This is a genomic window from Streptomyces sp. NBC_01190 (assembly GCF_045039895.1).
Taxonomy (GTDB): Bacteria; Actinomycetota; Actinomycetes; order Streptomycetales; family Streptomycetaceae; genus Actinacidiphila.
This window is the reverse complement of the sequence record NZ_CP108580.1, coordinates 4,518,424-4,544,378: the sequence shown is the minus strand read 5'-3', so window position 1 is coordinate 4,544,378 and position 25,955 is coordinate 4,518,424. Positions and strand designations below refer to the sequence as shown.

Sequence of the window (25,955 nt, the reverse complement as noted above, 5' to 3'; positions counted from 1 at the left end):
GACCGCACACCCATGCGAAGGAGAGAGCCATGCGCAAACCGGCGGCGGACACGGCCGAGAAGCGGCAACACGTGTCCGGACATGCGACGACCCCCGCCGGGGGGGAGAGCGGGGGTCGTCCCCACGATCTGACTCGGGGGGGGAGGAGCCAGACCGGGTTAGCACGGTCGCGAACGATCCGTGACTTCCATGGTGTACCCGAAGGCCTTCTCAGGCAAACCCACGCGCCTGAGCTTACGCCGAATGGTGGTTGCCTATGCTCATCCCGTGGAAAACCACCTGCCACCGCGCACCGCGGCGTTCTTCGATCTCGACAAGACCGTGATCGCCAAGTCCAGCACCCTCGCCTTCGGGCGCTCCTTCTACCACGGCGGTCTCATCAACAGACGAGCGGTATTGCGTACCGCGTATGCCCAGTTCGTGTACTTGGTCGGCGGTGCGGATCACGACCAGATGGAGGGCATGCGCAAATACCTCTCCGAACTGTGCCGGGGCTGGAATGTGCAGCAGGTGCGAGAGATCGTGGCGGAGACCCTCCATGACCTGATCGACCCGATCATCTACGACGAGGCGGCCTCGCTGATCGAGGAACACCACGCCGCCGGCCGCGATGTGGTGATCGTCAGCGCCTCCGGCTCCGAGGTGGTGGAGCCGATCGGCGAGATGCTCGGCGCTGACCATGTGGTGGCCACGCGTATGGTCGTCGAGAACGGCGCGTACAACGGCGAGATCGAGCACTACGTCTACGGACCGGCGAAAGCTGACGCCATCGCCAAGCTGGCGGAGTCCGAGGGCTACGACTTGGAGAGGTCCTTCGCCTACAGCGACTCGGTGACCGACATCCCCATGCTGGAGACCGTCGGCCATCCGTACGCGGTCAACCCCGACCGCGGGCTGCGCAGGGAAGCCATCGCGCGCGACTGGCCGATGCTCACCTTCAGCCGCCCGGTGCGGCTGAGACAGCGCATTCCGTCGCTGTCGATGCCGACGGGGCCGACGCTCGCGGTCGTCGCGCTCGGGGCCGCGGCCGCCACCGCAGGCCTGGTGTGGCTGGCCGCGCGCCGCCGGCGCCCGATGGTCCTGTCGTGACGGCGAACTGAGTCGACGTCAGGCCGCGCCCCGCTGGAGCGCCTCACAGACGGCGACGCTCTCCCGCACGCCGAGTTCCAGCGCCCGGCCGCAGTGGGCGATCCACTCGGCCATTCCCCCGGGCGTTCCGGTGGAGTAGCCGTCCAGGGCCTTGAGATAGTCCGCCCGGCCCAGCTCCGCCCAGCCGACCTCGGCCGGACAGATGGACTTCGGGTCGAGACCGCTGCCGACCAGCACGATCCGTTCGGCGGCGCGGGCGACCAGGGCGTTGAAGGAACCGAAGGGACGCAGACAGAGCAGTTCGCCGTGCACCACCGCACCGACCACCAGCGCGGGCGCCGCGGTCCCGGCCCGTAGCAGTCCGGCGAGGCCGTCCAGCCGGGCGTTCACTTCGCTGGGTTCCGGCAACGGGATCTCGGCGAGCCCGACCAGCGGCTCGGCCACCGGCTCGCCGGTCAGCCGGGGCCGGCCCACCGTGGGCTCCTCGGCGACGCCGCCGGCCGCCACCAGATGCAGCCGGGCCAGCGCCTGGAGCGGTGACTGCCGCCAGACAGTGATGAGTTGGCCGGCCTCTGCGGTCAACCGGAGCGCCGCGCCGACCGTCCGGGCCTCGTCGTCGGCGGAGAAGTCACCGCGCCGGCGCACCTCTTCCAGCGGCCAGTCGGCGCTGGCCAGAGCTGCCGAGGCCCGGGCGCCGCGCAGGGCCGCCTCGGAGGTCACCTCGTCGGATCGGCGGCGCATCACCCGGTGGCCGTAGACCCGGTCCACCGCCTGCCGTACGGACTCCACCGCTTCGGGCACACCCGGCAGCGCACCCAGCACGGCCAGCGGATCGGCCGGTTGGGGAGCGCCGGATGAAGCTGTGTTCGTAGCCATGCGTCCGACCCTACGCATCCCCTGAGTAGCGCACGACCACGATCGAGTGGCCTTTGCCACTCGGAGTCGGCGGCGGAAAGAGCGCGCCACTACGCTTACCGAACATGAAGATCGCTTTCGTCGGAAAGGGCGGCAGCGGCAAGACCACGTTGTCTTCCCTGTTCATCCGCCATCTCGCCGCCGGGCGTGTCCCGGTCGTCGCGATCGACGCGGACATCAATCAGCACCTCGGCCCCGCGCTCGGTCTTCCCGAGGACGAGGCCGCCGCGCTGCCCGCGCTCGGCTCGCATCTGACGGAGATCAAGGAGTACCTGCGCGGGGCCAACCCGCGGATCGCCTCCGCCGAGGCCATGATCAAGACCACCCCGCCCGGTCATGGCTCCCGGCTGCTGCGATTGGTGGAGGACAACCCCATCTATGCCGCCTGCGCCCGCCCGGTCGTTCTCGATGACGGTCCGGGCGTCCGGTTGATGGTGACCGGGCCGTTCGACGAGGCCGATCTGGGCGTCGCCTGCTATCACTCCAAGGTCGGCGCGGTGGAGCTGTGCCTCAACCATCTGGTCGACGGGCGAGGCGAATACCTGGTCGTCGACATGACCGCCGGCAGCGACTCCTTCGCCTCCGGGATGTTCACCCGCTTCGACCTGACCTTCCTGGTGGCCGAGCCGACCCGTAAGGGCGTTGCCGTCTACCGCCAGTACAAGGAGTACGCCGCCGACTTCGGCGTCAATCTTGCGGTGGTGGGCAACAAGATCCAGGGCGAGGACGACGTGGCTTTTCTGCGTGCCGAGGTGGGCGACGACCTGTTGGTCACCGTGGGCCACTCGGACTGGGTGCGGTCGATGGAGAAGGGGCGCCCGCCGCGCTTCGAGCTGCTCGAAGGGCCCAACCGGCGGGCGCTGCGGACGCTGCACGAGCGAGCGGACGCGGCCTACGAAACCCGGGACTGGGCGCGCTACACCCGGCAGATGGCGCACTTCCACCAGCGGAACGCGGAGAGCTGGGGCAACGCCAGGACGGGCGACGATCTGGGCGCCCAGATCGACCCCGCGTTCGTCCTGGACGAGTCGCTGTCCGCCGCCACGGCGGGGGTCCGAGCGGGAGTCTGACCGCCGGCACCGCGTCTCCCCGCGGTCGCGGGCGCACCTGACGAAGTCCTTACGGCCGGGTCCGACGCGGACCCGGCCGTTTCGCGCTGCCGGGAGGTTCTTGGGGACCGAATCGCCCTCCGACCGGCTGCCGACCGGCCGCCGGTGAATACGGCCGCACCAGCGAGGCCACCGATTTTGCATACTTACTCACCGTATTCAAGTCAGCCAGCTTGGCACACCATTAATTCACTCGATAGGGGCAAATAAACGGCTGATCCAAGCTCCACACTTCACTCTCCGCAGTCAGTCCATTACTCTCCATTTACTGGCACTTGAGAGTAGCGATGACATCACGTCGCGCTGACTCCTCCCGCCGTCCACCGAAGGAGACGGGACATGAGACTCCAAGCACTCGACCGATTCACCTCCCGATTCACCTCCCGCGTCACCCCTCCGCTTACCTCCGACACCACCCCCCGATGGGCTTCCCATCGATCCGATCTGTCCGCCTCGATCACGGTCTTCCTGATCGCCGTCCCCCTCTCGCTCGGCCTCGCGCTGGCGACCGGCGCCCCCTTGCAGTCGGGCCTGGTCGCGGCGGCCGTCGGCGGTATCGTGGCCGGTCTGCTGGGCGGCGCGCCGCTCCAGGTCAGCGGCGCCGCCACCGGACTGGTCGTGGTCACCGCCGGCCTCGTCCAGCGCTACGGATGGCCCGCCACCTGTGCGATCACCGTCCTGGCCGGCCTGGCCCAGCTGCTGCTCGGCGTCTTGCGGGTGGCCAGAGCCGCCCTCGCGGTCAGCCCCGCCATCGTGCACGGCATGCTCGCCGGCATCGGTACGGTCATCGCCGTCGGCCAGCTCCATGTGGTGCTGGGCGGCAGCCCGCAGAGCTCCGCGATCGCCAATATCGCCGGATTGCCCGGCCAGTTCATGGACAGCCACCCCATCACGCCGGTGATCGGCGCCCTGACTCTGGCCGTGCTGCTCGGCTGGCCACGGCTGCGGGGCAGAGCCGGGGCGCTGCGGGCGATCCCCGCCCCGCTGGCGGCGGTGGCGCTGGCCACCGCGGCGAGCATCGGACTGTCCATGCCCAGGGTCGAACTGCCGCGCCTGGCCACCCCCGCACTGCCCACGCTGCCGGAAGGACCGGTGCTCGGAGTGATCGCGGCGGTTGTCACCGTCACCCTGGTGGCGAGCATGGAATCCCTGCTGTCGGCGGTCGCGGTGGACACCCTCCGGGCACAGCGCCCCGGCCCGCCCGCCCCCTCGGCCCGGCTCGACCGCGAACTGCGCGGGCAGGGCGTCGCCAATCTGATCTCCGGGATGCTCGGCGGCATGCCCATCGCGGGCGGCGCGATGCGGGGTTCGGCGAATGTCGAGGCCGGCGCCCGCACCCGGCGGTCCACGGTGCTGCACGGTATCTGGGTGCTGCTCTGCGCCGGCGCCGCCTCCCAGGCGCTGGAGGCGATCCCGCTGGCCGCGCTGGCGGCCCTGGTGATGCTGGTGGGGGTACGGATGGTGAGCTTCGCGCACATCCGGCACATCCACCGGCACCGGGAGTTCCCCGTGTACGCGGCCACGCTGGGCGGGGTAGTGGTCTTCGGGGTGCTCCAGGGCGTGCTGCTGGGCGGCGCGGTCGCCGCCTTCCAGGCGCTGCGCAACCTCACCCACACCCGGGTCACCATCACCGAGGAGCCGGGCTGTCACCGGGTGCGGGTGTCGGGGCAGTTGACGTTCGTGGCCGTGCCCCGGCTGACCCGGGCCCTGGCCCAGGTGCCGGAAGACGCCGATGTGGTGCTGGAGCTGGAAGGCACCTTCATGGATCACGCGGCCTACGAGGCGCTGGACGCCTGGTGCGCCCGGCACCGTTCACGCGGTGGGCGAGCCGTCCTGGGCGACGGCGCCGGACGGACCGTCAGCGAACCGGTGAGCGCGCATGCCTGCCGCCCCTGGACTCCGTGGCGCAACCACCACTGCACCCGCCCGACCGCCGTCCCCGCGACCAGCGGCAGCCAACTGCTCGGCGGGGTGAGCGCGTTCCAGCGCAACACGGCTCCGCTGGTCCGCAAGGAATTGGCCCGGCTGGCGCGGGAGGGCCAGCGCCCCGGCCAGCTCTTTCTGACCTGCGCGGACTCCCGGCTGGTCACCAGCATGATCACCTCCAGCGGCCCTGGCGACCTCTTCACGGTCCGCAACGTCGGCAATCTGATGCCGCCGCCGGGGTCCGACGCGTCCTGCGACTCGGTGGCCGCCGCGGTGGAGTACGCGGTGGAGGTGCTGGCGGTCTCCAGCATCACGGTGTGCGGCCACTCCGGGTGCGGCGCGATGCAGGCGCTGCTCGGTTCGAACCATGAGCCGGGCGCGCAGACCCCGTTGGCCCGCTGGCTGCGGCACGGCCGGCCGAGCCTGGCGCGGCTGGCCAGGACCGGCGCGCTGGGCCGGGGCGATGTCGCGCTCGCCGACCGCGAGATCGCCGATGACCAGGAACGGCTCGCCCTGGTCAATGTGATGACGCAACTCGACCACTTGATGGCCCACCCATGTGTGGCCCGCCGGGTGGCCGAGGGCTCCCTCCAGCTCGATGGCATGTACTTCCATGTGGCCGAGGCGCAGGCGTACATCCTGGACCGTACGACCCATGTCTTCGCCGCGGTGCGGCCCGATGTCCCCCTGCCCGGTGCCGCAACGGCGTTCGGCGCCCCGGCCGCCGCGGCCGACTCCGCTCCGGGCAGCGAGCCGGAGGGAAGGGAGGGCCTCACAAAGGTCTAAACCATTTCCCGGGAGCTCTTGTCAGGGTGGTCAAGGACTGGTGAGGTAGTGCTGGGACGAGTGGGACACCCTGACAAGGAGTTGGTGTGAGCAGCAACGAGAGCCTGGCCAACCTGCTGAAGGAGGAGCGGCGGTTCGCTCCTCCGGCCGAACTGGCCGCCGCGGCCAATGTCACGGCGGCGGCGTACGAACAGGCCAAGGCCGACCGGCTGGGCTTCTGGGCCGAGCAGGCCCGCCGTCTGACCTGGGCCACCGAGCCCACCCAGACCCTGGACTGGTCGAACCCGCCGTTCGCCAAGTGGTTCGCGGACGGGAAGCTCAACGTCGCCTACAACTGCGTCGACCGCCATGTCGAGGCGGGAAACGGCGACCGGGTGGCGATCCACTTCGAGGGTGAGCCGGGCGACAGCCGCACCATCACGTACGCCGAGCTGAAGGACGAGGTGTCCCGCGCCGCCAACGCGCTGACCGAGCTGGGGGTCCAGCAGGGTGACCGGGTCGCGGTCTACCTGCCGATGATCCCCGAGGCGGTCGTGGCGATGCTGGCCTGCGCCAGGATCGGCGCCGTGCACTCCGTGGTCTTCGGCGGTTTCTCCGCCGACGCGGTGGTCTCCCGGATCGACGACGCCGACGCCAAGATCGTCATCACCTCCGACGGCGGCTACCGGCGCGGCAAGCCGGCCGCGCTCAAGCCGGCCATCGACGACGCGGTGTCCCGCACCCCGCAGGTCGAGCATGTGCTGGTGATCCGCCGGACCGGCCAGGACGTGGCGTGGACCGAGGGCCGGGACATCTGGTGGCACGAGATCACCGGTCGCCAGTCGGCCGAGCACACCCCGGAGGCGTTCGAGGCCGAGCAGCCGCTCTTCATCCTCTACACCTCGGGCACCACCGGTAAGCCCAAGGGCATCCTGCACACCTCGGGCGGCTACCTCACCCAGGCCAGTTACACCCACCACGCGGTCTTCGACCTCAAGCCGGAGACCGACGTCTTCTGGTGTACCGCCGACATCGGCTGGGTCACCGGCCACTCGTACATCGTCTACGGCCCGCTCTCCAACGGCGCGACCCAGGTCATCTACGAGGGGACCCCCGACACCCCGCACCAGGGCCGCTTCTGGGAGATCGTGCAGAAGTACGGCGTCTCCCTCCTCTACACCGCGCCCACCGCGATCCGCACCTTCATGAAGTGGGGCGACGACATCCCGGCCAAGTACGACCTGAGCAGCCTCCGGTTGCTGGGCAGCGTCGGCGAGCCGATCAACCCCGAGGCGTGGGTGTGGTACCGGGAACACATCGGCGGCGGCCGTACGCCGGTGGTCGACACCTGGTGGCAGACGGAGACCGGCGCCATGATGATCGCACCGCTGCCGGGTGTCACCCAGGCGAAGCCGGGCTCCGCGCAGACCCCGCTGCCGGGCATCTCCGCCACCGTGGTCGACGACGAGGCCCACGAGGTGCCGAACGGTTCCGGCGGCTACCTGGTGATCACCGAGCCGTGGCCGTCGATGCTCCGCACCATCTGGGGCGACGACCAGCGCTACATCGACACCTACTGGTCCCGCTTCGAAGGCCGCTACTTCGCCGGCGACGGGGCCAAGAAGGACGACGACGGCGACATCTGGCTGCTCGGCCGGGTGGACGACGTGATGCTGGTGTCCGGGCACAACATCTCCACCACCGAGGTCGAGTCGGCGCTGGTCTCGCACCCCAAGGTCGCGGAGTCCGCGGTGGTCGGCGCGGCCGACGCGACCACCGGTCAGGCCATCGTCGCCTTCGTCATCCTGCGCGGCACCGCCGAGGACAGCGCGGAGCTGCTGGTCGAGCTCCGGGACCACGTGGGCAAGGTGCTCGGCCCGATCGCCAAGCCCAAGCGGATCCTCACCGTCTCCGAGCTGCCCAAGACGCGATCCGGCAAGATCATGCGCCGCCTGCTGCGGGATGTCGCGGAGAACAGGGCACTGGGCGACGTCACCACCCTCACCGACTCCTCCGTGATGGACCTGATCCAGTCGAAGCTGCCGTCCGCGCCCAGCGAGGACTGAGCCCCGGCGCCCGAGGCCATGTCGAAGGCCCGCACACCTGACGGCCTTCGCGGCCGAAGAAGCCGAGGGAGCCGAGAGAGCCGAGAGATCTGAGGGAGGGGCGCCCGGCCGACCACCGGGGCGCCCCTCGCTCGTTCGGGTCACTCGTTCGGCTCAAGCGGGCGCCCGCCACGGCCGGGACAGGGCGACGCCCAGGGCCGGATACCCGCAAGGCCGCCCGGATGACACGCCGCCCCGACCCCCGGCCGGCAGCCTCGTCCGACCGGCCGTCCCATCCGGCCGTCCCGACTGGCCGCCCCGAGTGGCCAAGGACGCCGACGAGGAGCACGACCCGTAAGGCATGATCGGGGGACTGACGGACCGAATCGATGACGGAGGACACGATGAGCCCTGCCCCAGAGCACGACGGCGACGGGCGCAGCATCGGGCAACTGTTCGCCGCCGCCACGGCGGAGGTGTCCGCCCTGGTGCACGACGAGATCGCCCTGGCCAAGGCCGAGTTGCGGGCAGACGCCAAGCGCGCCGCGATGGGCAGCGCCGCGCTCGTGGTGGCGCTCGCGCTGGCCGTCTTCGCGATGCCCATGGGCTCGCTGGCGCTCGCGTACGTGATCCACCGGTCCGGTCTGCCGCTCGACGCTTCGTTCGGCATCGTCTTCGGCGGCTTCGTGCTGGTGGCGGTCGTGCTCATCCTGCTCGCCATCGGCCGGTTCAAGAAGGTGAAGAAGCCCGAGCTCTCCATCACCTCGGCCAAGGAGACGGCGGCGGTGCTCCAGAAGGCCAAGCCCCACCCGCGCCCGGCGGAGCCCACGGACGCCAAGGCGATCGAGGCGAAGATGTGACACGCTCTGGTCATGACTGCCGCCGCCCGGACGCCCGGGTCGCACGATCCCTCCCACCCGGAAACCGCCGCTGACGCGGCGTCCTCGGCATCCTCCGCACCGGCTGGGCCGGCTGAGGCCGCGTCAACGGCGGAGCCCACATCACCCGCCGGACCCGTATCACCCGTCGGCGCCGCGTCACTGGCGAAGCCCGCACAGACCCCGATAGGGCCGATGCCACGGATCGACGGACCGTGGACGCACCGGGAGGTCGCCGCCAACGGCGCCCGCTTCCACATCGCCGAAATGGGCGACGGCCCGCTGGTTCTGCTGCTGCACGGCTTCCCGCAGTTCTGGTGGACCTGGCGGCACCAGCTCACCGCCCTCGCCGAGGCCGGTTTCCGCGCGGTGGCGATGGACCTGCGGGGGGTCGGCGGCAGCGACCGTACGCCGCGGGGGTACGACGCCGGCAATCTGGCCCTCGACGTCACCGGGGTGATCCGCTCACTGGGCGAGCCGGACGCGGCGCTCGTCGGACACGACCTCGGCGGCTATCTCGCCTGGACGGCGGCGGCCATGCGGCCCAAGCTGGTGCGCCGGCTCGCGGTCTGCTCGATGCCGCATCCGCGCCGCTGGCGTACGGCGATGCTCACCGATCTCCGGCAGAGCAAGTCCGGCGCCTACATCTGGGGCTTCCAACGGCCCTGGCTCCCGGAACGCCAACTCATGGCGGACGACGCGGCGCTGGTCGGCCGGCTGGTCACCGACTGGGCCGGTACGACGGTGCCGGACCAGCGGTCGGTCGACGTCTACCGGCGCGCGATGCTGATCCCGTCCACGGCGCATTGCGCGGTGGAGCCGTACCGCTGGATGGTGCGCTCGATGGCCCGGCCGGACGGCATCCAGTTCAACCGGCGGATGAAGCGCCCGGTGCGGGTGCCGACGCTGCAGATGCATGGCGCGCTCGACCCGGCGATCGGCACCCGGAGCGTGGCCGGCAGCGGGGAGTACGTCGAGGCCCCGTATCGCTGGCGGCTCTTCGAGGGACTGGGGCACTTTCCGCACGAGGAGGACCCGGCGGCGTTCTCGGCGGAGCTGATCAACTGGTTGAAGGACCCAGAACCGGACCGCTGAACCCCGTCATCGCCCGGCTGAGCTGCGACAAGTTCGGCGGCGCTTGACATGGCCAGGACGGGGCGGGGCAAACCTGCCGATTCCACCACCGGCGAGACCCCCGAGGATCGCGGCATGATCGCCCAAAATGCCGGGCGCATAAGCCAATCGGGCGACCAAACGGCGATTACCGACCCTGAGGCGCGGGCACGTTGCTTCGTATGGGTTGGACGCACGACTACCGTGACGTATCGCGCAATCGCCGCAGCAGCTTCTCCGCCGCCGATCGAGGGGCGGTCACCGCCGTACTCGCCCCGGCGGACAGTCGGCTCGGCATCCCCCGCATCCTCGGCCGCAGAGCCCGCTGGGTCAGTGCCCGGCTGCGGCATCCGCGCGACTGAGCGCGGATGCCGGCTCGGCACGGACCTCACGGCCGAACGCCGGCCTCACCACCGAGCGCCGACCGTACGGCCGAACGCTGACCACACCGCCGAACGCCGACCTCACAACGCGCAGCCTTCGCTGTCCACCTGCCGGTTGGCGGTGTTGCCGGCGGTCGCGTCCGGGGCCACTTCGCCGGCGGTCAGCGCGTAGCCGGTATTGGCGTCGTCCAGCGACTTGGCGAAGACCACGCCCGCGACCCTGCCGTCCGCGGTGAGCAGCGGGCCGCCGGAGTTGCCCTGCCGGACGGTCGCGTACAGCGAGTAGACATCGCGGTGCACGGTACCCCGGTGGTAGATGTCCGGGCCGCTGGCCTCGATCCGGCCGCGGACCCGGGCCGCCCGGACGTCGAAGCCGCCGTTCTCCGGAAACCCGGCCACGATCGCGTCGTCCTTGGAGCGCGCGTCGCTGCCCGCGAAGGAGAGCGCGGGGGCGTTCAGCCCCGGCACGTCGAGGACCGCGATGTCGCGCTGCCAGTCGTAGAGGACCACCCGGGCGTCGTGCAGCCGGCCCACGCCGCCGACCTGCACGGTCGGCTCGCGGACGCCGCCGACGACGTGGGCGTTGGTCATCACCCGGTCCTTGGCGAAGACAAAGCCGGAGCCCTCGAGCACCTTGCCGCAACTCGGCGCGGTGCCGACCACCTTGACGATGCTGCGCCGAGCCTGGGCGACGACCGCGCTGTGCACCAGCGCCGGATCCGGCGCGGGCACCGAGGTGATCGGCTCGGAGCCGAAGGTGCCGAAGACCTGGGGCAGGCCGTTCTGCGCGAGGGTGCTGCCGAAGTTGTCGAACCAGGTGTCGGCCTGGGCCGGCACCACGTGCGAGACGCCGAGCAGCACCTTCGACGAGCGCACCTCGCGCCCTATGGTCGGCAGGGTGGTGGTCGCCAGGGCGCTGCCGATCAGCCAGGCGACCACCAGCATCGCCACCACGTTGACCAGCGCGCCACCGCTGGCGTCCACCGCGCGGGCCGGTGACCAGGTGATCCGGCCGCGGAGCTTGTTGCCGAGATGGGTGGTGAGCGCCTGGCCCACCGACGCGCAGACGATCACGATGACCACACCGACGACCACCGCCGCCGAGCCGGGGGTCGCGTCGCCGGTCGCCCGGTCCCAGATGATCGGCAGCAGATAGATCGCGGCGAGGCCACCACCGAGGAAGCCGATCACCGACATGATGCCGACGACGAAGCCCTGCCGGTAGCCGACCACGGCGAACCAGACAGCGGCGAGGATGAGCAGGACGTCCAGCACGTTCACGGAGAACACGGTCTCACGGCGAACTGTCAGCGGGGGACCGTACGGGGCGGGTGATCGTCCTCATATGCCCGGACCGGTCGGACGATACGAACGCACCGGTCGAACGGTGCGGCTGCACGGGTCGAACGGCGTGCGGCCGCACGGGCCGGACGACAGGGGGCCGCCGGTCGGATCGCAGGGCTTGCACTGATCGGCCGGCAGGACCTGGGCCGGTCGGACGGCAGGACCGGACGGGACCGGACCGGTCGGACGATACGACTCAGCCGAGCGGCACCGTACGGTCCCGGTCCCAGGGCCGCTCCCACCCCGCGTAGTGCAGGATCTTGTCGATCAGGCCCGCGGTGAAGCCCCAGACCAGGGCGCCCTCGACCAGGAAGGCCGGGCCGCGGAAACCGCTGGGGTGAACGAGCGTCGCGCGGTTCGCCGCGTCGGTGAGATCGCTCAGCGGCACCCGGAAGACCCGGGCGGTCTCGGCCGGGTCCACCGCGGCGACCGGGCTGGGCACGCGCCACCAGCCGAGCACCGGGGTCACCACGAAACTGCTGACCGGGATGTAGAGCCGTGGCAGCACCCCGAAGATCTGCACGCCCGACGGGTCGAGGCCGGTCTCCTCCTCGGCCTCGCGCAACGCGGCCCGCAGCGGCCCGTCGCCCTCGGGGTCGCCGTCCTCCGGATCGAGCGCTCCGCCGGGGAAGGACGGCTGCCCGGCGTGGGACCGCAGCGCCGCGGAGCGCTCGATGAGCAGCAGGTCAGGGCCGTGGTCGCCCTCGCCGAAGAGGATCAGCACGGCCGACTGCCGGCCCCCGCCGGGCGGCGGCAGAAAGCGGCTGAGCTGCTCGGGGCGCACCCCGTGGGCCACCGCGACCGCAGGGCGCAGCCAGTCGGGCACCCCCGCGGCGCTGACCTCGACGCCCGCGTCCGCTCCCGGCACCTGAGTCATGAACCGGCCAGCGGTGGCGCGGGCTGCCCCGGGTAGTCCGGCGGCGGCTTCAGCCGCTGGCCGGGGAAGCCGCCCTTCTCGTACTTGAGCAGCTTCTTCGCCTTCTCCGGGTCCGTCTCGCCCTCGCCGAAGGAGGGGCAGAGGTGCGCGATCGGGCAGACCCCGCAGGCCGGGTTGCGGGAATGGCACATCCGGCGGCCGTGGAATATCACCAGATGGGAAAGCATGGTCCAGTCGGACTTCGGGAAGAGCCGGATCACGTCCTGCTCGACCTTCTCCGGGTCGTCCGAGGTGCTCCAGCCGAAGCGGCGGGCGAGCCGGCCGAAGTGGGTGTCGACCGTGATGCCGGGGACACCGAACGCGTTTCCCAACACCACGTTGGCGGTCTTGCGGCCGACGCCGGGCAGCTTGACCAGGTCCTCAAGGCGGCCCGGCACCTCGCCGCCGAAGTCGTCCCGCAGGGCCGCGGAGAGGCCGAGCACGGACTTGGCCTTGGCCCGGAAGAAACCGGTCGGCCGCAGGATCTGCTCCAGCTCCTCCGGGTCGGCCGCGGCCATGTCCTCGGGCGTCGGGAACTTGGCGAAGAGCGCGGGTGTCGTCTGGTTGACCCGCAGATCGGTGGTCTGCGCGGACAGCACGGTCGCGATCAGCAGCTGGAAGGGGTTCTCGAAGTCCAGCTCGGGATGGGCGTACGGATACACCTGGGCGAGTTCGCGGTAGATGCGACGGGCGCGCCGCACCAGCGCCACCGGAGGAGCCTGTTCGCTCACGGCTGAATCGCGTTTGGCGGCCACCCGTTTGGCCGTCTTGGCAGCCCGTTTCTTCTGCGCGCTCGGTGTTTCAGACACCCGGCCAGCCTAAGCCTCGCCACTGACATCCGCCCTCGAACCGCCCACGGGCGCGAAGATCCGATGTCTTTTCCGACCCCCCGGGGGCGGGTGTCCGCTCTGATAAGACATCCTTGTGATTGATCGCACTGTTTGAGACGTCATGCATCATGGGGTAGACCCAGCGATGTCGACAAGGAGAGAGCTCGTGGACGACGTTCTGCGCCGTGCCCCGCTTTTCGCGGCGCTCGACGACGAGCAGGCCGCTGAACTGCGCGCCTCCATGACGGAGGTCACGCTGGCCCGTGGCGATTCGCTGTTCCACGAGGGTGACCCCGGGGACCGGCTGTACGTCGTCACCGAAGGCAAGGTGAAGCTGCACCGCACCTCGCCCGACGGCCGGGAGAACATGCTGGCCGTCGTCGGACCCGGCGAGCTGATCGGCGAGCTGTCGCTCTTCGATCCCGGGCCCCGCACCGCGACCGCCACCGCGCTGACCGAGGTGAAGCTGCTCGGCCTCGGCCACGGCGACCTCCAGCCGTGGCTCAACGTAAGGCCCGAGGTCTCCACGGCCCTGCTACGTGCCGTCGCCCGGCGCCTGCGCCGCACCAACGACGTCATGTCCGACCTGGTCTTCTCCGACGTGCCCGGCCGGGTGGCCAAGGCGCTCCTCGACCTCTCCCGCCGCTTCGGCGTGCAGTCGGAAGAGGGCATCCACGTCGTCCACGACCTCACCCAGGAGGAGTTGGCCCAGCTCGTCGGCGCCTCCCGCGAGACCGTGAACAAGGCGCTCGCCGACTTCGCCGGCCGTGGCTGGCTCCGGCTGGAGGCCCGCGCGGTGATCCTTCTCGACGTGGAGCGGCTGGCCAAGCGGAGCCGCTGAGCCCCGGCGGTCGTCGAATCGGCGGTGCCGTGCCGCCGTACGGCGTCGAGCGGCGGCCCCGGCATCGGCCGGCGGACCCGTTTGGCCCCCGTCGACCCCCGTTCGCCCCGGTCGTCAATCCCAGGACCGCCGTCACCCGCCCAGTGGAACGCCCCTCGTACAGCCCGGCCGCTGCCGGAGCGCTGTGCGGGGGGCGTTTCGCTGCTCGGGGCCGGTACGGGGCCGCGCTACCAGATCAGTTGGCCGATCTCGTTGATGACGGTCACCACCGCCGGATTGGCCGGGTCGATCAACGGAAAGTGACCGGTCGCCGCGAGCCATGCGACCGTCGGCGGCTCCCCCGCAGCCGTCGCCGCCTTCGCGAATTCGTCGCTGACCTGCGGTGGAACCACATTGTCAGTGGTGCCGTGCACGATGGTTGTAGCGATTCCGGTGGGAAGCAGTACGGCTGGATCGGCGTGGGGAATACGGACGGTGACGTGGCTGGTGCCACCGAGCAGTTCGAGGACTGCGCCGGAGCACACCCCCAGCCGGATCGACGAAGCGAAATCGGCGATCGGGGCGAGGGCCACGACGCCGCGGAACGGTGGAGGGGATGAGCGATGCCAGGGGGAATCGGGGGGCAGCACATGACGTGCGGCGGCCCACAGGGCGAGGTGACCGCCCGCGCTGTGTCCGGTGATCACGGTGCGGCAGGGGTCCACGGTGTCGGCGTCCAGCGCCTGGACGGCGAGTTCGGGGAGCCCGTCGAGGGCGGCGGCCACATCGTCGAAGGTGTCGGGCCAGCGGCCGGCGGGCGGGTGCGGACCGCCCGCGCCGGGGCTCTCACCCGGGTCGTTGATCACGTCAGTGGTCGGGTCCGCGGGTGGCGGAAGGGTCGCTTCCGGGCTCTGGGACGGGCCCTGGGCGGTCTGTGGGGAGCCGCCGCGCCGGTATCCGAGCGACGCCACCGCGAAGCCGTGGGCGGCCAGGTGGGCGGCGAGCGGGGAGACATGGGCGCGGTCGTAGGCGGCACGCCAGGCGCCGCCGTGCAGGAGAGCCACCAGGGGCGCGGGCCGGTCACCCGCGATCCGCGGGCGGTAGAAGTCGATCACCTGGTCAGGGTGGTCCCCGTACGCCGCGGTGGCGTCCGGCGGCACCGGCTGGTGTCCGAAAACCGACGCCTCCTCTGCTGCCGACCGATCAACGGGATCGGCTATGGCAGGAGCGGAGGTACGGGGACCGGCTGCGGTCATCGGTTACGCGGTTCCTTCCAGTACGGCGGCCAGGACGCGTGCGGCACGCAGCGCGTCGGTGTAGCGGGTGTAGAGCGGGGTGAAGCCGAAGCGCAGGACATCGGGCCTTCGGTAGTCGCCGACGACACCCCGGGCGGTCAACTCGCCCATCACGTCCGCGGCTTCGGCGCAGCGCAGCGACACCTGGCTGCCGCGTTCCGCGTGCGCCGCGGGGGTGACGGACTCGACCCGCCCGGCCGGCACCAGCGCGGCCACGCACGCCAGGAAGAAGTCGGTCAGGCGGAGGCTCTTCTCCCGCACGTCGGACACGGCCACACCGTCCCAGGCGTCCAGGGCCGCGTCCAGGGCGAGCAGCGAAAGGATCTCTGGAGTGCCGACCCGCCCGCGCGGCGCGCCGTCGGCCGGTTCGTAGCCGGGGGCCATGCCGAAGGGGTCGGCGTGCGAGTTCCAGCCGGGAAGGGGCGAGTCGAAGCGTCCTTGCAGTTCCCGCCGCACGTAGAGGTAGGCCGGCGCTCCCGGTCCCCCGTTGAGGTACTTGTAGGTGCAGCCGACGGCGAGGTCCACCCCGTCGGCGTCCAGGAGCACCGGGAGTGCGCCCGCGCTGTGGCACAGGTCCCATACGGCCAGGGCGCCGGCCCGGTGCAGGGCCTCGGTGACACCCCGGAGGTCGGCCAGCCGGCCGGTGCGGTAGTCGACATGGTTGACCAGCGCGGCAGCGGTACGGGGCCCGGCCTCGGCGGCGATCTCCCCCGCCGGCACCGCCCGTACGGTGCGGCCGGTGAGGCGGGCGGCGGACGCGGCGATGTAGCCGTCGGTCGGGAAGGTGGCGGCGTCGACCAGGATCTCGTCCCGCTCCGGCGGTGCCATCCGTACCGCGGCCACCACCGCTTTGAAGACGTTGACGCTGGTGGAGTCGCCGACCACGATCTGGCCGGGCGCGGCGCCGACCAGCGGGGCGATCCGGTCGCCGATCCGCTCCGGCGCCGTCCACCAGCCGCTCTCCGTCCAGGAGCGGATCCGCAGCTCGCCCCACTGACGGTTCACCACGTCGGCGAGCCGGGGCAGCACGCCGGTGGAGAGGACGCCCAGCGAGTTGCCGTCGAGATAGACGGTGCCGTCCGCGTCGTCCAGCACGAAGCGGTCCCGGACTGCGGCCAGCGGGTCGGCGGCGTCCAGTTCCGCCGCGCGAGCGGCGAGCGCGGCCTCGCCTGGGACGCTTCCTTCGGCCGCTGTTCCTTCGGGGGCGGTCCCGGCGGGGACGGTCCCGGCGGGGACGGTGGTGGTGTCCGGCCGGGCAGCCGGGAGATCGAGGGGCGGTGTGCGGTCGGCGGCGGTGCCCGTGGCGCCCGAACCCGGGAGGGTGCCGTCCGTGCTCGTCTCAGACATGGCTGCGGGCCGTCCACAGCTCGGGGAAGACGTTCTTGGTGGCCCGCTTCTCCAGCCAGGCCACCCCCGCGGAGCCGCCGGTGCCGGTCTTGGCGCCCATCGCCCGGCGGGTCGCCACGAGATGGTCGTTGCGCCAGCGCCAGACGAGTTCGGCGACATCGGTGAGCGCCTCGCCGAGCCGGATCAGCTCGGAGTCCTGGTCGTCCTCGGCGTAGATCCGCTGCCAGACGGCTTCGACCTCGGGGTGCGGCTCGTAGCGCAGTACCGGGTCGCGGTCGAGCACCTCGGCGGGCACGGCGTGGCCGCGGCGGGCGAGGAGCCGCAGCACCTCGTCGTAGAGGCTCGGTTCGGTGAGCGCCTTCTCCAGCTCGGCGTGGGCGCTCGGGGTGCCCCGGTGGGGGACGAGCATCGACGCGGACTTGTCGCCGAGCAGGAATTCCAGTCGACGGTACATCGCGGACTGGAAGCCGGAGCCCTCGCCGAGGGCCGAGCGGTAGGCGTTGAACTGGGCGGGGGTGAGATGGGCGATCGGTTTCCAGGACGCGTTGAGCGACTCGAGTTCCGGGAGGCTGCGCCGCAGCGCCGCCATCGCGGTGGGCAGGTCGTCCCGGCGCAAGGCGCCGGCCGCGGTGCTCCACTCGTGGACGAGCAGGGTGAACCACAGCTCCATCACCTGGGTGGTGACCAGGAACGCCATCTCACCGGGTTCGTCCGAGAGTGGATGCTGCATGTGGGTGAGGGCGGACGCCTGCACATAGTCCTCGTAAGGAGTCGTGCCCTCGAACGCGAGGTTCGGGATCGCCGCCTCGTCGGTCGGTGCGTCGGACATGGGGGTACCTCCTGAGCGTGCCCTCCCAGGATCGCTGGGCCGTGCGGAGATCATCTGCGGTGACGGAGGATCCGGCAAGAGGAGTCAGGCGGTCGGCGGCCCGGAGATGTAGTGCCCGTGGCTGTCGTAGGGCCAAGCGTTGGCCACGCATCCGTGCAGCCCCTTGATCTGCTGCATCATCACCGGGGCGAGTTTGCCGGGGCCGGGGCAGCCCTCGTGGCCGTGGCCGATGCGGTGGCCGACCTCGTGGTTGATGATCAGGGCCCGGTAGTCGTGCAGTGGCCCGGTGAACTCGGGCGAGCCGAGTTCCCACCGCTTGAGGTTGACGACCACGACCGCGCCGACGTCGCAGTTGACCTCGCCTCCGGTGTCGAGCCCGGCGGCGCCGCAGATGGCGTCCACCGTGTCCGGAGTGGCGATCTTGATCACGAAGTCGGCGGGACCGGAGCTCACCAGTTGGAACGCGTCGTGGCCGTCGTCGGTCCAGCCGCGCGGGTCGGCGAGGATCGAGGAGATCTCCCGGGCCGCGTCGGTGGCGGAAAGATCGATACCCCCTTCGACCTCGACCTTGTAGCGGCGGACCTCGCCGTGCCCGGCCGCCTTGCCGGAGGCGTGGGCGGTGCTGAAGGTGCCGGTACCGGAGGCGGGCACCGAGGTCGGCCGGCTCGGGGTCGGGGTCCGCGGCGGAAGGACGTTGGAGCGGCTGGCGGGGGCGGTGTGCGAGGCACCGGGCGTGGTCCGGGGGCCGCCGGGCCGGGCGTCGAGGCTGGCGGCCGCGGCGCCGTTCCTGGTCGCGTGCCAGGCGTATCCGGCGCCGACGACCAACACGATCACGAAGAGGACGACGAGGGGCCCGGTGAGCGCGGCCCGGCCCTTCGCGGTGTGGATGTACTCGCGGCGGCCTTTCGCGGCCAAGGTTCTCCCCTTGCGGCGGCGCAGCCGCGCCCCGGCCTCCGGCCGCTCGTGCGTACTGCGGATCGATCTGACGATGCGCGGCGCGCACGGTGTGGGTGTCGTCTCGTATGCCGATGCATGCGGACGACAGCGCTCACGATCGCACATCCGTACGCGGGCCGGTCGAGCCGGGGCCCGTCGGCAGAGGTCCCGGCACGTCCGGTCACCGCAGGTCACCGCCGGTCGCCGGAGATCACGGTCGGGGCGACGCGTCAGCTCAGCGTGTCGGCCGCGGTCGGGGAGCTGTCGCGGAGGAAGACGGCGCAGCGCTCGTACTCCTCCTGCTCACCGATCGCCTGGGCGGCGCGGGAGAGGGCGTGCAGTGCGCGGAGGAAGCCGCGGTTGGGCTCGTGCTCGAAGGGGATCGGGCCCTGGCCGCGCCAGCCGGCCCGGCGCAGGGCGTCGAGGCCGCGGTGGTAGCCGGTGCGCGCGTAGGCGTAGGACTCGACGGGCTTCCCGGCGTCAAAGGAGTCGTCGGCCAACTGGGCCCAGGCCAGTGAGGAGGCGGGGTACTTGGCGGCGACCTCGGCGGGCGCCGCGCCGGCGGCCAGCAGCTCGCGCGGCTCCGGGTCGTCGGGCAGATGGGTCGGGGCGGGGCCCCCGAGCAGGTTTTCGTGAGTGGCCATGGCCCCCAGTCTGCCCGAGGCGGTCGGCGAAAAGCCCCCGGCGGTCGCCGGGGGCCCCGATCCGCCCGCGAGGGCGCGTCACTTGCGCTTGTTGCCCGCCGACCGCAGGTCCTGCGCGGCGACCACGACCCGCTCGGCCATGCCGGCCTCGGCGGCCTTGCCCCACACCCGCGGGTCGTAGACCTTCTTGTTGCCGACCTCGCCGTCGACCTTCAGCACACCGTCGTAGTTGCTGAACATGTGGTGCACGACCGGCCGGGTGAAGGCGTACTGGAGGTCGGTGTCGATGTTCATCTTGACGACGCCGTTCTCCAGCGCCTCGTTGATCTCGGCGGTGGTGGAGCCGGAGCCGCCGTGGAAGACGAAGTCGAAGGGGTCGGACTTGCCGTACTTCGCGGTCACCGCCTCCTGGAGCTCCTTCAGGATGCTCGGCCGCAGCACGACGTTGCCCGGCTTGTAGACGCCGTGCACATTGCCGAAGGAGGCGGCCAGCAGGTAGCGGCCGTGCTCGCCGAGGCCGACCGCCTCGACCGTGCGGTAGACGTCGTCGACCGTGGTGTAGAGGGAGTCGTTGATCTCGTGCGAGACGCCGTCCTCCTCGCCACCGGTGGGCGTGATCTCCATCTCCAGGATGATGTGGGCCTTGACCGCCTCGGCCAGCAGTTCCTTGGCGATGGCGAGGTTGTCCTCCAGCGTCTCCGCTGAGCCGTCCCACATGTGCGACTGGAAGAGCGGGTTCCGGCCGGCCGCGACCCGCTCCTGCGAGATCTTGAGCAGCGGACGGACGTAGCCGTCCAGCTTGTCCTTGGGGCAGTGGTCGGTGTGCAGCGCGATGGTGACCGGGTACTTCTCGGCGACGACGTGCGCGAACTCAGCGAGCGCGACCGCCCCGCTCACCATGTCCTTCTTGTACTGGCCGCCGAGGAACTCGGCGCCGCCCGTGGAGATCTGGACGATGCCATCGCTCTCCGCCTCGGCCAGGCCCCGCAGCGCGGCGTGCAGCGTCTGGGACGAGGTGACGTTGATGGCCGGGTAGGCGAACTTGCCGGCCTTCGCCCGGTCCAGCATCTCGTTGTAGACGTCGGGGGTTGCGATGGGCATCGTGTCCGCTCCTCAATGGTCTGCGGGTTGTTCGGCTGGCAGTTCGGCTGCCATACGGCTTGGTGGCGCTGTCGGTCACACAGCGACGTCGTCGTCGCTCTCATCTTTCCAGACGCGAACGACGAGACTCCGGGAGAGTTCGCCGGTCACACGGGACATACGTCGCCCCCAGGAGTGTTTCACGTGAAACATCCAGGGCCGCAGAATCCCATCCTGGAGAGCGGACGTCGAGTGACGATCCGGGGAAGGATCAGGCCCCGATCCGGTGGCGATCCGACAGCAGGGCATCGGGACCGGCGGGTGACCCAAACGGTCGAAGGGGGGTTACGGACCGTCGTCGTCAGAGAATACCCAGGTCGGAGAGGGTATAGGCGGCGAGATACGGCAGACCCGTCTCGGTGATCTTCGCCTCCGCGCCGCGATCGACGATCACCGCCACCGCCACGACTTCCCCGCCGGCCTCCCGCACCGCCTCCACAGCGGTCAGCGGCGACCCACCGGTGGTGGAGGTGTCCTCGACCACCAGCACGCGCCGTCCCTTGACGTCGGTGCCCTCGATACGGCGCTGAAGACCGTGCGTCTTGGTGGCCTTGCGGACCACGAAAGCGTCCAGCCGCCGGCCGCGCGCGGCAGCCGCGTGCAGCATCGAACCGGCCACCGGGTCGGCGCCGAGCGTCAGACCGCCCACCGCGTCGTAGTCGAGGTCCGCGGTCAGGTCCAGCATCACCTGTCCGGCGAGCGGCGCGGCCTCCCCGTCCAGGGTGATCCGGCGGAGGTCGATGTAGAAGTCGGCCTCGAGCCCGGAGGAGAGGGTCACCTTGCCGTGCACCACGGCCTTTTCCTTGATGTGCCGCAGCAGCGCAGCGCGTACGTCGTCGCTCATGGGCACGAGATTAGCCGAGGGCCCGATGGGCCCCCGGCCTCGGTTCGGACAGGTCCGGCGCCTCAGCCGATGTCAGCCGATGCGCTGCCAGGACCAGGTGGTGGTGATCTCCAGCGGGTCGATGGGGGTGACCAGACGGGGGGTGGTGTTGAGGCCGTTCGGCGGCCCGGACTGCGGCTCCACACAGACCGCCTCGGGCTGCTCGGTGTAGATCACCGCCCACTCGGTGGGGCTCTCCACCCGCACCCGCATCTCGCCCGGCCAGGTCAGGGTGACCTCGACGCCGTCGGGCATGCCGAAGCAGTCGTCCCACGGGCCCGGCTTGGGGTCGATCCGCTTGCCGGTCGGCAGGTGGTCGGCGCCGCGCTCCTCCTGCCAGGCGGCGGTGAAGGCGAGTTCGACGTCCTGACCGCCCTCGCCGAGGTTGCGCAGCCACCACGGGTGCCAGCCGGCCTGCGCCGGGAAGGAGTCCCCGCTCGCCTCGACGCCGAGCGTCAGCTTGACCGAGTGCGGCAGCAACTCGACCGTCTGCGTCACCCGGCCGGGGTACGGCCAGGGGTCGGCGAGGTCGAAGTAGTAGGAGGCGGTGGTCTCGGTGGCGGGTGCCGCCTCATGCCAGGGGACGTGGCGACCGGTGCCGTGGATGGCGTGCGGTGCGGCGTCGACCGGGAGTTGGTGGGTCACCCCGCCGTTGCGGAACACCCCGTTCTCGGTACGGCCGCACCACGGCACCATGATGAAGGCGCCGAATTTCTCGCCCTGGCGCAGGAGTTCGGTCCCGCCGACCTTCAGCGAGGCGATCCGGCAGCCGTGCTCGGGCTCCAACGTCAGTTCGGCGTCGCCCGCCGTCAGTTTCTTCTCGTTCTCCACGGGACGAGCGTAGCGGCCGTCACTTGCGGCGCCGTAGCACCCGGCCGACGACCACAGCGGACGCGAGCAGGGCGGCTGCCGCCGGCGCGGCCCAGCGCAGGGTCGCGGTCGCGGTTCCGGCGTCGGGTGCGGGGACGGGGGCGTACCGGCCGCGGGGCGGCGCGTGGTCGACCTCTTCCGCGCTGCGGCCGATCATCGTACGGCGGGCGTGGGCGGCTTCGGCGGGCGGCACCAGGTCGTCCAGCGCGGCGGCGCTCTCCGGGACCTCCACCTCGACCTCGACCTCGACGAGTTCGAACTCGTCCAGTTCGGAGGCGGGCAGGGGGTCGCCGAGGTCGTCCACGACATCGGACTCCTCGCCGTCCGCGTCCAGGTCGGCCTCCGGGTCCAGGTCCGCGTCGGCGTCGCTCTGGGCCAGGTCCGCGAGGGCGGACAGATCGGCGAGCTCGGCGATTTCGGCCGGGTCCACGCTGTTGACCTCGTCGAATTCGCTCGGCTTGTCCATCTCGTGCACCCGGTCGGCGCTGTCCGGCCTTTCCGCGGTGTCCGGCCGTTCCGTTGCGTCCAGCCTCTCCGCCGCGTCCAGCCCGTCCAGCCCGGCCGGCTCGGCGTCGGGCTCCGGCAGGCTCGCGGTGGCCTCTTCCGGTACGGCCGCGGTGTCCGGTACGTCGGATACCGGGTCGGCCGGTGGTTCGGGGTGAGCGAGCGGCTCTGTCTCCGCGAACGGCTCGGCGAGCGACTGCGCCCCAGTTCCCGCCCCCTCCGGCCCGGAAGCGGCGTGCTCCCGCCCGGCCACCCCGCCGTCCGTGGCCTCCGACGTCGTGTCCGGCCCGTGCGGCGCCGCGTCCGGGGCGTGCGCGGCCAACCCGGCGGCGAACCGGTCGAGCAGGCGGCGCAGCGCGGCCTCCACCACCGCCGCCTCGTAACCGGCGAGGCGGCCGCCGGCCCGCGCCGTGCCCTGCCAGGTCAGCGTCGAGCCCGGCCCGGGGCGCGTGGTCTCCGCCACAGCGAGTACGGCGGTCGCCTCGACCGTACCCGCGCCGCGGACCTCGGCGCCTTCGGCCACCACGGTGAACGCCGGGCCGTCACCGGTGACCCGGACGGTGCCCCGGTAGGTGATCGTGGAGCCCCCGACGCGCAGCCGCAGCCGGCCCCGCGGCGCCGCCGCCCCGCCCTCGCTCCCGTCGCCCTCGTCGGGCTGCCAGCCGGGCAGACTCGCGGCAACCACACTTGGCGTGCGCAAGGCCCGCAGCAGCCGGGCGGGCGGGATCGGGACGAAGGACTCGTGCTCCATGCGGCGGAGCCTACCCAGGAGTCGCGTGGCATGGCGGCTGCGGGCGGCCATTTTTGTTACCGTCCGCCCCCGTCCCGCCCCCGTCCGGCGTTCGGGAGACCCCTTGGCAGGCTGCCCGGCGACCGCTCGACGCCGGTGCCCCGCACGGGTGGCGCGACCAGGCCGACAACCGGGCCGACAACCGCGCACAGCCGCCCACGGCCGCCCACAGCCGCGCCTACAACCGCGGATGCAGCAGTGTCGACGGCGGCGGCGCGCTCGTGGGCCGGGAGCGGGCGATGCCGAGGGCCGCCGGGCCGAAGGAGGCGGGGAAGGGGCGGGCGGAGGGCGCCGCCAGCAGGAAAGGCCAGCTCGTCGGGGTGGGGCGAAGTCCGGGCGGCGCCGGACAGGCGGGCGCGGCCAAGCGGTACGGCACCGGGTGGAGATGGGCCGCGCGGAGGGTCGCGTCGACCGTCCAGAGCGCCTGGGCGGCGTGCACCGCGAGCCGTCCCGCGGGGCTGAGGGCACGCGCGGCGAGGCCGTAGAACTCCTGGGAGTAGAGCTTGGCGCTGCTGGCCACACCCGCGTCGGGCAGGTCGGCGAGGATGACGTCGTAGGAGCCGGGGGCCCTGATGGCCGCGGTGCGCAGCCAGCCGAAGACATCGGCCGTCGCCGTGCGGACCCGGGGGTCGGCGAAGGCGTGGCCGTTGAGCGCGGTGAGGCCGGGGTCGGTGCGGCCGAGCCGGAGCAGTTCGGCGTCGGTGTCCACCACCGTCACCCGCCGTACGCCGGGGAACCCCAGTACCGCCCGGACGGCGAGCCCGTCGGCCCCGCCGAGGACCAGCACCCGGCCGCGCGGGCCCGCGGTCATCGCCGGGCCGGTCAGCGCCTGGTCGTAGCGGGCCGCGGCCACCCCGCAGACCCGCAGCCGGCCGTCGAGGTAGAGCCGTAACGACGCCGCCGCCCCGGGTTTCCCGGTCAGTACGATCTCCTGCACCGCGGTCTGTTCCGCGACCCGGACCGAGCCGCCGTACATCGCGCGCCGGGCGGCCCGCTCGAAGGGCCCCGCGGTGACGGCGGCGCCGATCAGCACCGAGAGCACGGTCAGGTTGGCGACGATCAGCCAGACCCGCGCGCGCAGCGTGAGATCACCCCGGAAGAGCCACAGCACGGTGGCGCCGCCGGCCACCGCGTTGACGACTCCGGTGACCAGCGCCCCCGTCAACTGCCCGAATTCCGGCAGCAGAAGGAAGGGGAAGGCGAGGCCGCCGACCAGCGCGCCCACGTAGTCGGCGGCGAAGAGATCGGCGACCGCGCCGCCCGCGTCCTGGCGTCTGATCCGCTGCACCAGCGTCATCAGCAGCGGCACCTCGGCGCCGATCAGCACGCCGATGGCGAACGAGCAGCCGACGATGGCCGGTTTGGCCTGCCCGTACCAGGCGAAGACCGCGTAGAGGGCCAGCACCGACAGGCCGCCGACCAGCGCGAGGGCCGTCTCCACGGCGCCGAAACCGAGGGCCGCGCAGCCGCGCAGCCGCTTGGCCAGCAGAGAGCCGCAGCCCATCGCGAAGACCATCACCGAGAGCACGATCGACGCCTGGGTGACCGAGTCGCCCACCAAGTAGGAGGCGAGGGCGACGAGTTCCAGCTCGTAGACCAGGCCGCAGGCGGCGCAGACGAAGACCGCGGCGAGGACCAGCGCACGGGCCGCGCCGGCGGGCACGGGGAGCCGCGGGGCGAGTCGGGGCACACGGGCGGGACCTCGCTGGTCGATCATGAAAGCACGCTAAGTCAGGCGGGCGCCGCTACAAGTCACCCACACGAGTGTAATAAGCGGCCGTGGACGGCGGTTGTGCGCGTACCGCGGCGTAACAGGTCCTGGGTGGTGCGCCCCGCTCGCACTACGGCGGTCGGACCGGTCCGGCTCATGCCGCCTCCGTATTCCGGTGGGCGGGTCCGCCGACGCTCGCGGTCACTTGCGTCCGGGTCGTCACCAGGCGTCCCTCCTGCGGGTACGCGTGCCAGGTGCGCCAGCGCACGCTTCCCTCCGCGCACTGCACCAGCATGGCGGTGAACGCGTGCGGGTCACCGGGAAAGGTGCCGGCCAGGCCGTGCGGATGGTCGGCCACCAGCGCGAGCAGTTCCTGGGCGCGGCGGGCGAAGGAGCCCTGTGACATCGTCTCGATCCGGGCCGCGAAGTCGTAGTCCCACGGTCCGATCCGCTTGGCCACTCCGACTGGCAGGGGAACCTGCCGGCCGGGTATACAGGCCACCGTCTCCGAGCAGTCGCCGTGCGGCGACTCGACCAGCACTTGATGGGAGGCGCCGAGCAGCCGCAGGGCGACCTTGGCCCGCAGATCATGGCCGTCACCGATGTCGACATCGAGCACCGCGAGGGCGGGGAGGGGCTCTTTGCCGAGGCACCACGCGAGGTCTCCGGCACGAGTGTCCGTATAAGCGGTATGAAGGCTGGTGAGCATGGGTCGGCTCCGCAAGCACGCAGTGGATGATGGGCCGACCACACCTGTCCCCCGAATGGGGGGGTGTCCCGACTCGTGCCCACGTGGGGTCCGTGGAGCTACGAAATCACGAAAACCCGATGTTCCTCAGGCTTTTTACCCATCTGAGCCGACTTTCCATCCAT

At 71.6% G+C, this 25,955-nt stretch carries 23 protein-coding genes; 8 read left to right on the top strand and 15 right to left on the bottom strand.

The genetic code is table 11. The features are described from left to right. Nucleotides 1-243: 243 nt before the first annotated feature. Nucleotides 244-1,089, top strand: a complete 846-nt coding sequence (locus tag OG519_RS18915; RefSeq protein ID WP_405585141.1) for an HAD family hydrolase — start codon at nt 244-246, stop codon at nt 1,087-1,089. A gap of 18 nt (nt 1,090-1,107) precedes the next feature. On the opposite strand, the gene OG519_RS18910 is transcribed toward OG519_RS18915, so the two are convergent. Continuing rightward, complete coding sequence (locus OG519_RS18910; RefSeq protein ID WP_405585138.1) at nt 1,108-1,983, bottom strand: oxidoreductase; 876 nt, start codon at nt 1,981-1,983, stop codon at nt 1,108-1,110. Nucleotides 1,984-2,069: 86 nt separating this feature from the next. Here OG519_RS18910 and OG519_RS18905 point away from each other — a divergent pair, with 86 nt between their 5' ends. The 6 genes from OG519_RS18905 to OG519_RS18880 all read left to right on the top strand — a co-directional run bounded on the left by OG519_RS18905 (nt 2,070) and on the right by OG519_RS18880 (nt 10,202). Beyond that, the gene (locus OG519_RS18905) at nt 2,070-3,074 is read left to right on the top strand and encodes an ATP-binding protein (protein ID WP_405585135.1); all 1,005 of its coding nucleotides are present in this window, start codon (nt 2,070-2,072) and stop codon (nt 3,072-3,074) included. Nucleotides 3,075-3,452: 378 nt separating this feature from the next. Further along, complete coding sequence (locus OG519_RS18900; RefSeq protein ID WP_405585133.1) at nt 3,453-5,825, top strand: SulP family inorganic anion transporter; 2,373 nt, start codon at nt 3,453-3,455, stop codon at nt 5,823-5,825. A gap of 86 nt (nt 5,826-5,911) precedes the next feature. Further along, nucleotides 5,912-7,870, top strand: coding sequence for an acetate--CoA ligase (gene acs / locus OG519_RS18895; RefSeq protein ID WP_405585130.1), 1,959 nt, complete (start codon nt 5,912-5,914; stop codon nt 7,868-7,870). Between the two features lie 383 nt (nt 7,871-8,253). Continuing rightward, nucleotides 8,254-8,709 (top strand): phage holin family protein, encoded by a 456-nt coding sequence (locus OG519_RS18890; RefSeq protein WP_405585127.1) that lies wholly within the window; start codon nt 8,254-8,256, stop codon nt 8,707-8,709. Between the two features lie 213 nt (nt 8,710-8,922). Then, nucleotides 8,923-9,822: an alpha/beta fold hydrolase gene (locus OG519_RS18885; RefSeq protein ID WP_405585124.1), complete on the top strand. Its 900-nt coding sequence runs from the start codon at nt 8,923-8,925 to the stop codon at nt 9,820-9,822. A gap of 200 nt (nt 9,823-10,022) precedes the next feature. Further along, entirely contained in the window at nt 10,023-10,202 is a 180-nt protein-coding gene (locus tag OG519_RS18880) for a hypothetical protein (protein WP_405585122.1), read from the top strand. Between the two features lie 102 nt (nt 10,203-10,304). On the opposite strand, the gene OG519_RS18875 is transcribed toward OG519_RS18880, so the two are convergent. The 3 genes from OG519_RS18875 to nth all read right to left on the bottom strand — a co-directional run bounded on the left by OG519_RS18875 (nt 10,305) and on the right by nth (nt 13,238). After that, nucleotides 10,305-11,504 (bottom strand): MarP family serine protease, encoded by a 1,200-nt coding sequence (locus OG519_RS18875; RefSeq protein WP_405585119.1) that lies wholly within the window; start codon nt 11,502-11,504, stop codon nt 10,305-10,307. 259 nt (nt 11,505-11,763) lie between these two features. Beyond that, complete coding sequence (locus OG519_RS18870; protein WP_405585116.1) at nt 11,764-12,444, bottom strand: NUDIX hydrolase; 681 nt, start codon at nt 12,442-12,444, stop codon at nt 11,764-11,766. Then, the gene (gene nth, locus OG519_RS18865; protein WP_405592826.1) at nt 12,441-13,238 is read right to left on the bottom strand and encodes an endonuclease III; all 798 of its coding nucleotides are present in this window, start codon (nt 13,236-13,238) and stop codon (nt 12,441-12,443) included. Before nth ends, OG519_RS18870 begins: the two co-directional genes overlap by 4 nt. Before the next feature lie 241 nt (nt 13,239-13,479). Here nth and OG519_RS18860 point away from each other — a divergent pair, with 241 nt between their 5' ends. Then, nucleotides 13,480-14,154: a Crp/Fnr family transcriptional regulator gene (locus OG519_RS18860; RefSeq protein ID WP_031520125.1), complete on the top strand. Its 675-nt coding sequence runs from the start codon at nt 13,480-13,482 to the stop codon at nt 14,152-14,154. 227 nt (nt 14,155-14,381) lie between these two features. Here the strand turns inward: OG519_RS18860 and OG519_RS18855 are convergent, their stop codons facing one another. From OG519_RS18855 to OG519_RS18805, 11 genes are all read right to left on the bottom strand, one after another. Further along, a complete protein-coding gene (locus tag OG519_RS18855; RefSeq protein ID WP_405585112.1) occupies nt 14,382-15,389 on the bottom strand; it encodes an alpha/beta hydrolase family protein in 1,008 nt (335 codons plus the stop codon). 3 nt (nt 15,390-15,392) lie between these two features. Next, entirely contained in the window at nt 15,393-16,775 is a 1,383-nt protein-coding gene (kynU, locus tag OG519_RS18850; RefSeq protein ID WP_405585110.1) for a kynureninase, read from the bottom strand. Then, nucleotides 16,768-17,604 carry a tryptophan 2,3-dioxygenase family protein gene (locus tag OG519_RS18845; RefSeq protein ID WP_405585107.1) on the bottom strand — a complete coding sequence of 279 codons (837 nt, stop codon included), beginning with the start codon at nt 17,602-17,604 and terminating at the stop codon, nt 16,768-16,770. Before OG519_RS18845 ends, kynU begins: the two co-directional genes overlap by 8 nt. Nucleotides 17,605-17,688: 84 nt before the next feature. Beyond that, entirely contained in the window at nt 17,689-18,519 is an 831-nt protein-coding gene (locus OG519_RS18840) for a DUF3152 domain-containing protein (protein WP_405585104.1), read from the bottom strand. A 251-nt stretch (nt 18,520-18,770) separates the two neighbouring features. Further along, nucleotides 18,771-19,184 (bottom strand): DUF3151 domain-containing protein, encoded by a 414-nt coding sequence (locus OG519_RS18835; protein WP_405585101.1) that lies wholly within the window; start codon nt 19,182-19,184, stop codon nt 18,771-18,773. 78 nt (nt 19,185-19,262) lie between these two features. Further along, the gene (fbaA, locus tag OG519_RS18830) at nt 19,263-20,285 is read right to left on the bottom strand and encodes a class II fructose-bisphosphate aldolase (RefSeq protein ID WP_405585099.1); all 1,023 of its coding nucleotides are present in this window, start codon (nt 20,283-20,285) and stop codon (nt 19,263-19,265) included. Nucleotides 20,286-20,625: 340 nt separating this feature from the next. Next, nucleotides 20,626-21,168: an orotate phosphoribosyltransferase gene (gene pyrE / locus OG519_RS18825; protein ID WP_405585096.1), complete on the bottom strand. Its 543-nt coding sequence runs from the start codon at nt 21,166-21,168 to the stop codon at nt 20,626-20,628. A gap of 72 nt (nt 21,169-21,240) precedes the next feature. Next, nucleotides 21,241-22,038 carry an aldose 1-epimerase gene (locus tag OG519_RS18820; protein ID WP_405585093.1) on the bottom strand — a complete coding sequence of 266 codons (798 nt, stop codon included), beginning with the start codon at nt 22,036-22,038 and terminating at the stop codon, nt 21,241-21,243. A gap of 19 nt (nt 22,039-22,057) precedes the next feature. Then, nucleotides 22,058-23,332 carry an SRPBCC family protein gene (locus OG519_RS18815; RefSeq protein WP_405585091.1) on the bottom strand — a complete coding sequence of 425 codons (1,275 nt, stop codon included), beginning with the start codon at nt 23,330-23,332 and terminating at the stop codon, nt 22,058-22,060. 217 nt (nt 23,333-23,549) lie between these two features. Then, entirely contained in the window at nt 23,550-25,088 is a 1,539-nt protein-coding gene (locus OG519_RS18810; protein ID WP_405585088.1) for a polyamine aminopropyltransferase, read from the bottom strand. A 148-nt stretch (nt 25,089-25,236) separates the two neighbouring features. Continuing rightward, complete coding sequence (locus tag OG519_RS18805; protein ID WP_405585086.1) at nt 25,237-25,791, bottom strand: DUF2617 family protein; 555 nt, start codon at nt 25,789-25,791, stop codon at nt 25,237-25,239. Nucleotides 25,792-25,955 lie beyond the last annotated feature (164 nt).

Coding starts and splice junctions, on each gene's coding strand:
- OG519_RS18910 (WP_405585138.1), bottom strand. CDS start 1,983: ATGCGTAGGGTCGGACGCATGGCTACGAACACAGCTTCATCCGGCGCT.
- fbaA (WP_405585099.1), bottom strand. CDS start 20,285: ATGCCCATCGCAACCCCCGACGTCTACAACGAGATGCTGGACCGGGCG.
- OG519_RS18905 (WP_405585135.1), top strand. CDS start 2,070: ATGAAGATCGCTTTCGTCGGAAAGGGCGGCAGCGGCAAGACCACGTTG.
- pyrE (WP_405585096.1), bottom strand. CDS start 21,168: ATGAGCGACGACGTACGCGCTGCGCTGCTGCGGCACATCAAGGAAAAG.
- kynU (WP_405585110.1), bottom strand. CDS start 16,775: ATGTCTGAGACGAGCACGGACGGCACCCTCCCGGGTTCGGGCGCCACG.
- OG519_RS18900 (WP_405585133.1), top strand. CDS start 3,453: ATGAGACTCCAAGCACTCGACCGATTCACCTCCCGATTCACCTCCCGC.
- OG519_RS18890 (WP_405585127.1), top strand. CDS start 8,254: ATGAGCCCTGCCCCAGAGCACGACGGCGACGGGCGCAGCATCGGGCAA.
- OG519_RS18880 (WP_405585122.1), top strand. CDS start 10,023: ATGGGTTGGACGCACGACTACCGTGACGTATCGCGCAATCGCCGCAGC.
- OG519_RS18845 (WP_405585107.1), bottom strand. CDS start 17,604: ATGTCCGACGCACCGACCGACGAGGCGGCGATCCCGAACCTCGCGTTC.
- OG519_RS18810 (WP_405585088.1), bottom strand. CDS start 25,088: ATGATCGACCAGCGAGGTCCCGCCCGTGTGCCCCGACTCGCCCCGCGG.
- OG519_RS18885 (WP_405585124.1), top strand. CDS start 8,923: ATGCCACGGATCGACGGACCGTGGACGCACCGGGAGGTCGCCGCCAAC.
- OG519_RS18870 (WP_405585116.1), bottom strand. CDS start 12,444: ATGACTCAGGTGCCGGGAGCGGACGCGGGCGTCGAGGTCAGCGCCGCG.
- OG519_RS18805 (WP_405585086.1), bottom strand. CDS start 25,791: ATGCTCACCAGCCTTCATACCGCTTATACGGACACTCGTGCCGGAGAC.
- OG519_RS18835 (WP_405585101.1), bottom strand. CDS start 19,184: ATGGCCACTCACGAAAACCTGCTCGGGGGCCCCGCCCCGACCCATCTG.
- OG519_RS18855 (WP_405585112.1), bottom strand. CDS start 15,389: ATGACCGCAGCCGGTCCCCGTACCTCCGCTCCTGCCATAGCCGATCCC.
- OG519_RS18915 (WP_405585141.1), top strand. CDS start 244: ATGGTGGTTGCCTATGCTCATCCCGTGGAAAACCACCTGCCACCGCGC.
- OG519_RS18815 (WP_405585091.1), bottom strand. CDS start 23,332: ATGGAGCACGAGTCCTTCGTCCCGATCCCGCCCGCCCGGCTGCTGCGG.